Raw genomic sequence first — 10610 nt, forward strand, 5'->3', positions numbered from 1 at the left:
CTGCATCGCCAAGTCGGCCGCCGGCATGCTGACACTCGATCCGCAGGCCGATGGTGATCGCGGCGCGATCGTCAACACCGCTTCGGTCGCAGCTGAAGACGGACAGATCGGTCAGGCAGCCTATTCGGCATCGAAAGCTGGCGTTGTCGGCATGACCCTGCCGATCGCACGCGACCTTTCGAACGAAGCCATCCGCGTCAACACCATCCTGCCGGGTATCTTCAACACCCCGCTGCTCGCCGCTGCACCGCAGCCGGTGAAGGATGCCCTCGGCGCATCGGTTCCCTATCCGAAGCGCCTGGGCAACCCCGAAGAATATGCTGCTCTCGCCATGCTGATGATCGAGAATGGCTATTTCAACGGCGAAGATGTGCGCCTCGACGGTGCCATCCGCATGGCCCCACGTTGATCTACCAATTGCTCCCGCATGCGGGAGTTTCGAAAGCAGCCGACTGGCTCGCTTTCCATGACACCCCTCTCGCGCTGCGAGGGGGGTTTCTTTTTTCCAAGAGGATGCCCGAATGAGCAATTACACCCAGATATTATACGAAGTGGACAATGGCGTTGCGACGATCACGCTGCATCGGCCTGACAAGATGAATGCCTTCACCGGCACGATGATGAACGAGATGATCTCGGCCTTTGACGAGATCGACGCTGACGACACTGTCCGCGCCGTTATCGTCACCGGCCATGGCGACCGCGCCTTTTGCGCCGGGGCGGACCTGACGCCTGATGATGGCAAGCATGTCTTCGCCAGCGGTGAAGCCGTTAGTGACTTGTCCGACAGCCGCGTTCGCGATGGTGGCGGCCTGCTGACCTTGCGCATCTATCAGTGCAAAAAACCTGTGATCGCCGCCGTGAATGGTGCGGCGGTCGGTATCGGCGTTACCATGCAGCTTGCCATGGACATCCGCCTTGCCAGCGAAACCGCCCGTTTCGGTTTTGTCTTTGCCCGTCGCGGCATCGTTCCCGAAGCTGCTTCAAGCTGGTTCCTGCCGCGTCTGGTCGGCCCACAACAGGCACTGGAATGGTGCTACACGGGCCGCATTTTCGATGCGAAGGAAGCATTGAAAGGCGGATTGGTTCGCTCTGTCCATCCTGCAGGCGAGTTGCTGGCCGGGGCCGGCAGGCTGGCGCGCGAAATCGCCGATAACACCGCACCGGTTTCGGTCGCGCTCACCCGTCACATGCTGTGGCGCAATGCTGCCCAGCCGCACCCGATGGAAGCACACAAGATCGACAGCCGCGCCATCTATCGCCGCTCTCGTTCGGGTGATGCCAAAGAGGGCATTGCCAGCTTCCTTGAAAAGCGCGCGCCCAATTATCCGGACAAAGTATCCACAGACATGCCAGACTTCTTCCCTTGGTGGGAAGAACCGGTATATAAATGATTGATTAAGGGGTCGGGATATCAAGCCCGACCTTCTACCCCGGGGGAGTAAAACCGTGGCAACAAACGGTCAAAAACTGGCCAGCGCCAATGAAGCGCAAAGCGGCGCGCGCGAACAACTGCTCGAAGCGGCAAGCCAGATCATGCGCGAAGGCGATACCATAGATCTTTCGCTTTCCGAATTGTCCTTACGTGCAGGATTGAACAGCGCACTGGTCAAATATTATTTCGGCAACAAGAACGGGCTGATGCTGGCCCTGCTCGATCGCGACATGGGCAAGATTGTGGTCGAACTCAATGCGCTCGTGGCAAAGGACATGCCGCCGGAGGAAAAGCTTCGCCGCCATATCAGCGGGGTGATCGACACTTATTATACCTTCCCCTATCTCAACCGCCTGATGATGCGCATGGTGCGCGATGCCGCACCGATTGAGGCCGCAAGGATCGCCGAGCGCTATTTGAAGCCACTGTCAGATGCTTATGAAGTGCTGATCGAGGAAGGCGTGAAGGCCGGCAAGTTCCGCCCCGTCGATCCACAGCTCTTCTATTTCTCGGTCACAGGTGCGGCGGACCGTTTCTTCTCGGCACGGCTAGTTTTACGCCATTGCTATGACCAGCATGACATTTCTCCCGAGATGCGCGACGCCTATCGCGAGCATACGATCGAGTTGATCATGCGGGGTTTGTTGGCGGACTAGGGCCGCAGCGCTTATTTCGGCTGCGGCAGCGCGCTGTCCTGCAATTCTTTTTCGGCAGCGGCATCGGCTTCAGCCTGAAGTCGCGCTTCACGCTCGGCCCGTTCCTTTTCGAACTGCTGCACGCGCTGCTCGACCAGCTCGGCCTCGGCATCAATAGCAGAAAGGCGCTTTTTGCGCTCGGCGGCTATCATCCGGCCAAAGGCAAGGCCGGGATCCTGCTCCTTCTCAGCATAAGCCGCATCGATTTCTTTCAGGCCACATCCGGTGAAGCCGCCCCCACCCGTAGCCGTGCAGCTCATCGTGCCTTCGCGACCGACATATTCATAGGCGAGAACGCGCTGTGTCCAGGCTTCCTTGCGCGGATCGTTGATATCATCGCGCAACGGAGTCGGAATGCGATAGCGATCGCCCTCGGAAAGCCGCGCACAGACGTTGATCGTATCCGCGCTGCTCTCTTCGCACTTATCCTCGCCATAGACGATGACCATATTGATCTTTTCGGCATCCGGCGACGACGGCGCCTCGCTTTCCTGGGCGAATGCGGGCGCAGTCATCAGCGCCAATGCGGCACCGAGCAAGAAGGTGATACGATCTGTCATCGATATACTCCAAAATCTGGCCAAGGACTTAGGCCCTGCTGCATGAATGGCAAATGAAAACCGGCGCTGCATTGATGGCGGTCAAATCCGCTTCGAAAGGGCAATCGCCGCACGGCAACCGAGACGGATCGCCGCACTCAGCAACGGATAAGCAGGTGCTTGTTCGGCACCGGCCGCGAGTGCAGCTTCTTTATGCTCGACCTCTTCCTGTCGGAATTCCTCGATCATCTCGGAAAGTGCCGGATCAGCGTCGCCCAGTTCGGCGAGCTGCTCTCGATAATGGGCGTCGATTTCGGTCTCCACCGCCACGGTACAGGCCATCGCGGCTTCCGGTCCGATTGCAGCGGTCACCGCTCCAAGCGCAAAACCCGCGACATTCCAAAAGGGTTGCAGTGCGGTCGGGCGCACGCCGCGTTCGGCCATTATGCGGTCGAACGCGTCGAGATGCCGCCGCTCCTGCTCGGCCATATGTGCAATCTCGCGGCCCATCGGGTGCCGATCACCCAGCATCGCCAATTGCCCGGCGTAGATGCGCGTCGCCCCATATTCGCCCGCCTGATCGACACGGATCATGCTGGCCTTTGCCGAAGCCTGATTGGCAATCATGCCTTTGCTCCCTTGCGAAGTAGACCCAAGACGGCGAGCGCGCCAAATGTCGAAATCAGGAAATTATATCCTGCGAGCGATATGCCGAACAGCGTCCAGGGCGCAATGTCACAGCGGATCAACGGGGCGTTGAGGATGGCATCGAGCACGTCCTTGCCGCTGCCCGGCGCTACCGTAGAGGAACAGGTGGTGATTCCTTCCCACCAGCCATATTCGACCCCGGCATGATAGCCGCCGATCAGACCGCTGGTCAGGATGGCGAGCGCTGCGAGCAGAACCAATGTTTTGCGGAGCCCTTGGCCACCCACAACAAACGCCCCCAGCGCCAGCGGCAAGGCCGCAAAATGCGGCCAGCGTTGCCACCAGCACATCTCACACGGATAGAGCCCGCCAATATATTGCGATGCGTAAGCCCCGCCGAGGAGCCCGAATGGAAGCAGAAGCGCTAGCCAGCGCACACGATCGAAACCGGTCATGCGCGCTTCCTAGCAGGCTCTAATTGCGCTTGCCAGTCTTGGCTTGGGTGTTTGCAAGGCGTGTACTTGTGCCCAGGCGCGCGATGGTCTGCATCGCATAATGAAGCTGGAAATCCTCGATTCCCTGCTTTTTCAGCTCTTCCGCCGATTGGGCAAAGCGCGGATCGTCCTTGCCATCGGTTTCCAGGCTTTTGTCATCGGTCAAATTCTCGTTGACCAAGTGGCGGCGCAAATCAGATTCGCGCACGGCAACACGCTTGCGGTAATCGGGATCGGAAATCTGCGGTACCGCCACATCGGGCTTCACCCCGCCTTCCTGTACCGATCGGCCCGAAGGCAAGTGATAACGGGCAACGGTCAGGCGCAGACCGGTTTCGCGCGAGAGCGGCAGCACATTCTGTACCGATCCCTTGCCAAAGCTGCGTTCGCCCATGACGAGCGCACGGCGATGATCCTGCAATGCACCAGCAACAATTTCAGAGGCCGAAGCCGAACCGGCATCGACAAGAACTATCACCGGTTTGCCGCCAGTCACGTCGCCCTTAACCGCCTGTTCGGCGAACCAGCGGTTGACGACCACCTTGTCGCGGCCACGTTCGGAGACGATTTCACCCTTATCGAGAAAAGCGTCGGACACCTTGACGGCTTCCTCAAGGATGCCGCCGGGGTTGGAACGCAGATCGACAACATAACCTTGCGGTTTGCCGCCCAATTGGCGTTCAATGCCCTTGATCGCGGCGACCACATCCTCACCGGTTTCTTCCGAGAATCCGGTGATTGTGATGACGCCGATCTTGTCCTTCACCTCCCACTTCACCGGCTTCAGGTCGATGACCGCACGGGTTATGGTAAGGTCGAACGGCTCGTCGCGACCGGGACGGAAAATGGTCAGCTTGATTGAGGTGCCGGGCGTGCCGCGCATCCGGTTGACCGCGTCGTCGACCGTGCCGCCGACAATCAGTTCGCCGTCAAGATGGGTGATATAGTCACCCGCCTTGATTCCTGCCTTGTCCGCCGGGGTGTCTGCGGTGGGGGCGATAACCTTGATCGCGCCGTCTTCCTGCGTCACCGACAGGCCGAGGCCGCCATATTCCCCTTCAATTTGGGTCTGCAGGTCGCGGAAATTGCTCTCGTCGAGAAAGGCACTGTGCGGATCGAGGGTGTTGAGCATGCCTTGGATCGCGCCCTTCATCAGTTGCTCGTCATCGACCTTGTCGACATAGTTGGCGCGCACCTTTTTATAGACCGCGATGAACTCGTCCATATCGCGCAGCGGATCGTCCTTGCGCTGCTGCGCACCGATTGATGTCGATGCGAGCGCACCTACAACAAATGCGGTAATTCCGGTGGTGAGAAGCTTGCTCTTCATCGCGTTCTTTCCTGCCAAACCGAGTCCATTTCGGTAGCGTCGGCTATATCCCGCGTCCGCTATATGGTGAAAGCCTATTTACCACGAAAGAGGGTTAACTGCCGACAAGCGACAATTTGCTGACGAAAGCATGAACCTTTGCTGACAGCCGCCTGCGGGTCAGCCGAGCAGCGCCGCAATATCGATAAGCCGTCCGTTGCGGCGCAATTCCAACATGATTTCAGGTTCTTCATTACCTGCATTACCGATTGCGGTGCCCTGGCGCACTTGCGATCCCGCTTCAACGCCCAGCCGCTCAATCCCGGTAACAAGGGTTGCCCAGCCATTGCCATGTTCGATGATCACGATGTTACCGAAACTGCGATAGCGACCCGCGAAGGTCACTTTCCCTGCAGCTGGCGCGACAATCCGTGCACCGGTTTCGACCGCCAGACGGACTCCACGCTCGCGATAGCCTGTGGGATTGAGTTCGCCAAAGCCCGAAACGACGCGCCCGCGAGCGGGCAGGATGAAGGCTCCGGTAGATTCGGATCTGGCTTTGCCACCGCCCAGCCTCGGCTGCGGACCGGAATATTCAGCGAGCTCTGCCGCAATTTGGCCGCTCTCCCGATCGGCGTCGATGCGCTCGACAAGATCGCGGGCACGTTCGCCCTGCCCGATCGCACGTTCAAACTCGATGGCAGCATCTGCATTGAGGCTGAGCGCTTTGCCGCGACTGTCGCTTTCGAGCGCGGCGAGCGCCTTACTGCGGCTGGCAAGGTCCAGACGCGCCTTGCCGAGAGCGCTTATCGCGACACGCTCCTGTTTCTGCAATTCGCGCTGCATCGCCATCTGATCGCGCAGCGCCGAGGTGCGTGAGGCTATCACCGGCTCGATCGACGCCATCGCGGCACGCAGGCGAACATAATCGCGGCGGTCACCGGGCCGTGCGAGCAGCAGCGAAACGGGCTGGCGGGTCATATTCTGCAACAATGCGTTGAGGCGCAACATCGGCGCATTGGCTTCGCCGAGGAGGGCAGCTTGCACACGCTGACGTCTGGAAATGACGGCGATTCTGGCGCGGGCGGTAGCGATCTGTGCATTGGCGGCATCGATTTCAGCCCCGAGCGCGGCGCGGCGGGCGACAAGCCGATCGGCAGTCGCTTCGGCATTGGCGGCCTCCTGCCGGAGCGTTTCGCTGCGCGCTTCCGCAGCGGCTGCGCGCTTCTTGGCTTCGCGCAGGGCATCGACATCGCTCTGTCCGGCAGCAGCAGCCGCCAGCAACCCGCTGAAACCCAAAGCCGCCAAGAAAAGCCTTTGCCACCCCATGAAGCTATCCTTCGCGATGATAGGGGTGGTTGGCAAGTATCGATGTCGCCCGATAGAGCTGTTCGGCAAGCATCGCGCGCGCCATCAGGTGCGGCCATGTTGCCCGACCAAAAGCGATAAGCTTATCGGCGGCAGCGCGGTCTGCATCGTCAAAACCATCGGCAGCACCCAGGCAAAAGCGCACCTCGGCCACGCCTTCGTCACGCCACCGTTCGAGCAATTTGGCGAGATCCATTGAAGAGAGATGGTCGCCCTTTTCATCGAGCAACACGGTGCGGCTACCCCGTTCTGCAGGTGGCACGTTACCGCCGCGATCGGGCAATTCAGTAAGTTTGTGCGGCCATGTAAGGCGCTTCAGATAGCGGTCGACAAGTTCGTTTTCGGGGGAGCGCCCGATCTTGCCGCGCGCGATAATGTGCAGCCGCATGGCGGTCCCTTCTCCATAAATAGGGACTGTCCCTATTTAATCAGGCATTCAGTGCCTCAGGCGCGTCGCCGAAGCCCCACATCCGTTCAAGGTTGTAGAAGCTGCGCACTTCGGGCCGGAACAGGTGCACGACAACATCCTCTGCATCGATCAGCACCCAATCGGCGCTCGGCAGGCCTTCGATATGCGCGTTGCGCCCCGCCTTTTTGATTCTTTCGGCAAGCTTCTGCGCCATCGAAGCCACTTGTCGACTCGAACGGCCACTCGCCACGACCATATAGTCGGCGATGCTGCTCTTGCCTTGAAGCGGGATGGAAACAACCTCTTGCGCCTGATCGTCGTCGAGCGACTGGAGGATGAGTTTGTGCAGTTCGTCAGGCTGCAGGACAGGTCCCTTTTTTGCGGCCTTGCCGCCGGGGACTGTAGCGAGTTCTATCAAAATTGCTCCTTAATACAAAACATTGTGGGTAACGCCGCCGATGACGCGCTTGCCGTCATAGTCGCGATGCCAAAGAGGGTTGGCCTGGCGAACCGCCGTGGCCGAGCGTGGATCGGGGCGAAAGCGCAAAAATACAAGCGCCGGTGTGCTCCACATCGTCCAATTAAGCTGCTGGTCCGGACGCCGGACATACCGCCTGAGCCAGGCCATTGCGGGACCCGCAACAGCATGCATCTCATAGCCCGGACGGGCGATAACCGCAATCGGCATTAAACGAGCGACATCGCGCCAGCGCCGCCAGCGTGTGAAATTTGCCACATTGTCCGCTCCCATAATCCAGATGAAGCGACGCCTGGGATAGCGGCGAACCAGCTTGCGCAGCGTATCGATGGTGTAACGCGTGCCCATTTGCGCCTCGATCGCGGTGGCGCGGATCGGCGCGCGGCGGGCCATTTTTTTGGCCGAGGCAAGCCTTGCCTTGTGCGAAGCCATGTCTTTCGCATCGGCCTTCAACGGGTTTCCAGGCGAGACCAGCCACCAGATTTCATCGAGATCGAGCGCGTCGAGCGCGAACAGGCTGATCGAACGATGCCCGCCATGCGCCGGGTTGAAAGACCCGCCGAGAAGCCCCGTCAACATTTAGGGTCGCGTCTGTCCCGAGCCGTGCACCAGCCATTTATAGGTGGTCAGCCCTTCGAGTGCGACCGGGCCACGTGCGTGCAGCCTACCGGTGGCAATGCCGATTTCAGCGCCCAGGCCGAATTCACCGCCATCGGCATATTGCGTCGAGGCATTGTGCATTACGATCGCGCTGTCGACGCCCGACAGGAAATCTGCGGCAGCGGTATCGTCATTGGTGATGATGCTTTCGGTGTGCTGCGAACCATAGCGAGCGATATGCTCTATTGCTTCATCAACGCCGGAGACCATTTTCGCCGATACAATGGCGTCGAGATATTCAGTACCCCAATCCTCTTCACTCACCGGCACTGTGCGGGCATCAAGTTCCATCAGCATGTCGTCGGCGCGCACTTCGCAACCGGCGTCGAGCAGCGCACCAATTAGCCGCGCAGGTTCGGGATAATCCTGATCGATCAACACCGTTTCGGTTGAGCCGCAAATACCGGTGCGCCGCATCTTCGCGTTGACCACGATCGCTTCCGCCATCGCCGGATCGGCCTTGGCGTGAATATAAGTATGGCAGATGCCATCGAGATGCGCGAGCACGGGAACGCGGGCTTCATCCTGCACGCGTGCCACCAACGACTTGCCGCCGCGCGGGATCACCATGTCAATCTGCCCCTGCGCCTTCAAAAGGGCGCCGACAGCTGCACGGTCCTGCGTTGGAACGAGTTGCACCGCATCGGCGGGAAGACCCGCTTTGACAATGCCTTCAACCATCGCCGCGTGGATCGCACGGTTGCTGTGCACCGCTTCGCTGCCGCCGCGCAGGATCACGGCATTGCCCGAGCGTAGACCTAGCGCGGCTGCATCGGCGGTCACATTCGGTCGGCTTTCATAGATTATTGCTAGCACGCCCACCGGAACGCGGACGCGCTCCATCACAAGCCCGTTGGGGCGTTCGCTGCGGTCGATGACTTGCCCGACCGGATCGGCAAGGTGCGCCACCTGCTCGACCGCCGACGCAATGCCCTCAATCCGGCCGTTATCCAGCTTGAGCCTATCCAGCATTGCGGCAGAAAGACCATTGGCCGCACCTGCCTCCATATCGCGGGCATTGGCTTCCAATATGGCCGGCGCGACGGCGCGCAAGGCTGCTGCTGCTGCAATCAGCGCGTCTGCTTTTTGTGCATCGCTGGCACGCGCAACAGTCCGCGCAGCAGCGCGCGCCTTCGCCGTCATCTCTGCGACAATTCGGTTGGTATTTTCACTCATCGCTTTGCCTCCTAAAGCGGCAGGCTTCGAAGCGAAAGCCGCTGAATCGTGCATTTTCGCGGAAAATCCGCACTCTGCGCGTTGATTCGCGCTATGGCATTGTAAAATTATCTTTTTTGCTCTGTTTTACATCGGCCTTACCGACCCTTCAGCACACCTCCGCAACCGATTTCATGTAAAAACTCACAACTCACCGCACGACTCCACCGACTCGGCACGAGTCGCGACAAAGCGATTCGTCAGCTTCAATTCGCTCTGCTAAGCGCCTGCCAGCAAATAAAAACGGGGTGGGTCGTGTCGCAAATGGCCAAGTTCACCGGTTGGAAAAACCGGGTGGCCGGATGGTTCGTTGATCGTGAATTTTTCATGCGGTCGAATGGACAAGTCCGGTTCATCAAAATCAGTGCAAAATTGCAGCGCCGGGTCGCAGGAGCGATTGCGGCGGTTGTCGGTGTGTGGCTTGTCGTCACGCTCGGCATGATGATCAACCAGGTCAGCGTGTCTGCAGAGCGCATGATGCTCTCCGCAAAGCAGGAAAAGATCGAAACCGCGGAAGAGCGCGTCGCCAAATATCGCGACGATATGGAAGCGGTCGCGAGTGACCTTGAGGCGCGCCAGAAGGTCATGGAAAGCGCATTCGAAGAACATTTCGGTGACATGCCCGCAGCCGAGGCCGCTGCTCCTGCCCAAGGCGAGGCTGCCGAAACCGCAAAGAAAATCGGCCTTGCCGTTCCCGAAGCCGCGCAACTTGCGCAGCTTGAGGCGCGCCAAATCGCTTTTGCCGAGCGCATGACGCAGATTGCCGTGGCACGGTCGCAAAAGGCCGAAGGTGCAATCCGCCAGTTCGGCCTCAATCCCGACCAATTGGTACGCGAGGCCAAGCAGGGCATGGGCGGCCCCTTAATTCCCTTTTTCGGCAAAGAGCAGAAACAGGTCCGCGATCCGCGCTTCACGCGTATGCTGACCGCGCTCGAGCGTATGGAAGCGATGGAAATGGCGCTGGCAGGCATCCCTACCAGCATGCCGGCCGCCGTCGGCCTGATGTCGAGCGGTTTCGGCTATCGCTCTGACCCGTTCACTGGCGGTGGTGCGATGCACGCAGGGCTTGATTTCAAGGGACCGGTCGGCACCCCGATCCTCGCCGCGGCAGACGGCAAGGTCACCTTCGCCGGATGGCAGGGCGGCTATGGCAACTGCATCGAAATCACCCATGCCAACGGCCTCGTGACCCGCTATGCGCACATGAGCGGATTTTCCGCTGCACTGGGCGCGGATGTTAAACGCGGCGTCCAGATTGGTCGCATGGGTTCAACCGGCCGGTCAACCGGCTCGCATTTGCACTTTGAAGTGCGTATCAACGGGTCAGCTATCAACCCGCTCAAATTTCTGGAGGCCAATC

General features: G+C 59.7%; 13 protein-coding genes. 4 read left to right on the forward strand and 9 right to left on the reverse strand.

Annotated features, from left to right (window positions below; translation table 11 throughout):
• From Q0239_RS14940 to Q0239_RS14950, 3 genes are all read left to right on the forward strand, one after another.
• Nucleotides 1–409: SDR family oxidoreductase (locus Q0239_RS14940; RefSeq protein WP_298604285.1), on the forward strand; the 409-nt coding region annotated here is incomplete at its 5' end.
• 112 nt (nt 410–521) lie between these two features.
• The gene (locus Q0239_RS14945; protein WP_298604287.1) at nt 522–1394 is read left to right on the forward strand and encodes a crotonase/enoyl-CoA hydratase family protein; all 873 of its coding nucleotides are present in this window, start codon (nt 522–524) and stop codon (nt 1392–1394) included.
• 55 nt (nt 1395–1449) lie between these two features.
• On the forward strand, nt 1450–2091 hold the full coding sequence (locus Q0239_RS14950; RefSeq protein ID WP_298604289.1) for a TetR family transcriptional regulator: 642 nt from the start codon (nt 1450–1452) through the stop codon (nt 2089–2091).
• Between the two features lie 11 nt (nt 2092–2102).
• Here the strand turns inward: Q0239_RS14950 and Q0239_RS14955 are convergent, their stop codons facing one another.
• The 9 genes from Q0239_RS14955 to Q0239_RS14995 all read right to left on the reverse strand — a co-directional run bounded on the left by Q0239_RS14955 (nt 2103) and on the right by Q0239_RS14995 (nt 9211).
• Nucleotides 2103–2690 carry a hypothetical protein gene (locus tag Q0239_RS14955; protein ID WP_298604291.1) on the reverse strand — a complete coding sequence of 196 codons (588 nt, stop codon included), beginning with the start codon at nt 2688–2690 and terminating at the stop codon, nt 2103–2105.
• A gap of 81 nt (nt 2691–2771) precedes the next feature.
• Nucleotides 2772–3296: a demethoxyubiquinone hydroxylase family protein gene (locus tag Q0239_RS14960; protein WP_298604293.1), complete on the reverse strand. Its 525-nt coding sequence runs from the start codon at nt 3294–3296 to the stop codon at nt 2772–2774.
• A complete protein-coding gene (locus tag Q0239_RS14965; protein WP_298604296.1) occupies nt 3293–3772 on the reverse strand; it encodes a disulfide bond formation protein B in 480 nt (159 codons plus the stop codon). The genes Q0239_RS14960 and Q0239_RS14965 overlap by 4 nt, the downstream gene beginning before the upstream one ends.
• A 19-nt stretch (nt 3773–3791) precedes the next feature.
• Nucleotides 3792–5141 (reverse strand): S41 family peptidase, encoded by a 1350-nt coding sequence (locus Q0239_RS14970; protein ID WP_298604299.1) that lies wholly within the window; start codon nt 5139–5141, stop codon nt 3792–3794.
• Nucleotides 5142–5300: 159 nt separating this feature from the next.
• Nucleotides 5301–6485 carry a peptidoglycan DD-metalloendopeptidase family protein gene (locus tag Q0239_RS14975; RefSeq protein ID WP_298604301.1) on the reverse strand — a complete coding sequence of 395 codons (1185 nt, stop codon included), beginning with the start codon at nt 6483–6485 and terminating at the stop codon, nt 5301–5303.
• Complete coding sequence (locus tag Q0239_RS14980) at nt 6454–6876, reverse strand: 23S rRNA (pseudouridine(1915)-N(3))-methyltransferase RlmH (protein WP_298604303.1); 423 nt, start codon at nt 6874–6876, stop codon at nt 6454–6456. The genes Q0239_RS14975 and Q0239_RS14980 overlap by 32 nt, the downstream gene beginning before the upstream one ends.
• A gap of 40 nt (nt 6877–6916) precedes the next feature.
• Complete coding sequence (rsfS, locus tag Q0239_RS14985) at nt 6917–7261, reverse strand: ribosome silencing factor (RefSeq protein WP_298604314.1); 345 nt, start codon at nt 7259–7261, stop codon at nt 6917–6919.
• A gap of 63 nt (nt 7262–7324) precedes the next feature.
• A complete protein-coding gene (locus Q0239_RS14990; RefSeq protein WP_298604305.1) occupies nt 7325–7954 on the reverse strand; it encodes a nicotinate-nucleotide adenylyltransferase in 630 nt (209 codons plus the stop codon).
• The gene (locus Q0239_RS14995; RefSeq protein WP_298604308.1) at nt 7955–9211 is read right to left on the reverse strand and encodes a glutamate-5-semialdehyde dehydrogenase; all 1257 of its coding nucleotides are present in this window, start codon (nt 9209–9211) and stop codon (nt 7955–7957) included.
• 303 nt (nt 9212–9514) lie between these two features.
• On the opposite strand from Q0239_RS14995, the gene Q0239_RS15000 reads away from it, so the two are divergent.
• Nucleotides 9515–10610, forward strand: a 1096-nt coding sequence (locus Q0239_RS15000; RefSeq protein WP_298604311.1) for a M23 family metallopeptidase, incomplete at its 3' end; no start/stop codon positions are given.

Source organism: uncultured Sphingorhabdus sp. (assembly GCF_937872355.1).
Taxonomy (GTDB): Bacteria; Pseudomonadota; Alphaproteobacteria; order Sphingomonadales; family Sphingomonadaceae; genus Sphingorhabdus_B.

Coding starts and splice junctions, on each gene's coding strand:
- Q0239_RS14995 (WP_298604308.1), bottom strand. CDS start 9,211: ATGAGTGAAAATACCAACCGAATTGTCGCAGAGATGACGGCGAAGGCG.
- Q0239_RS14980 (WP_298604303.1), bottom strand. CDS start 6,876: ATGCGGCTGCACATTATCGCGCGCGGCAAGATCGGGCGCTCCCCCGAA.
- Q0239_RS14965 (WP_298604296.1), bottom strand. CDS start 3,772: ATGACCGGTTTCGATCGTGTGCGCTGGCTAGCGCTTCTGCTTCCATTC.
- Q0239_RS14945 (WP_298604287.1), top strand. CDS start 522: ATGAGCAATTACACCCAGATATTATACGAAGTGGACAATGGCGTTGCG.
- Q0239_RS14960 (WP_298604293.1), bottom strand. CDS start 3,296: ATGATTGCCAATCAGGCTTCGGCAAAGGCCAGCATGATCCGTGTCGAT.
- Q0239_RS14955 (WP_298604291.1), bottom strand. CDS start 2,690: ATGACAGATCGTATCACCTTCTTGCTCGGTGCCGCATTGGCGCTGATG.
- Q0239_RS14990 (WP_298604305.1), bottom strand. CDS start 7,954: ATGTTGACGGGGCTTCTCGGCGGGTCTTTCAACCCGGCGCATGGCGGG.
- Q0239_RS14970 (WP_298604299.1), bottom strand. CDS start 5,141: ATGAAGAGCAAGCTTCTCACCACCGGAATTACCGCATTTGTTGTAGGT.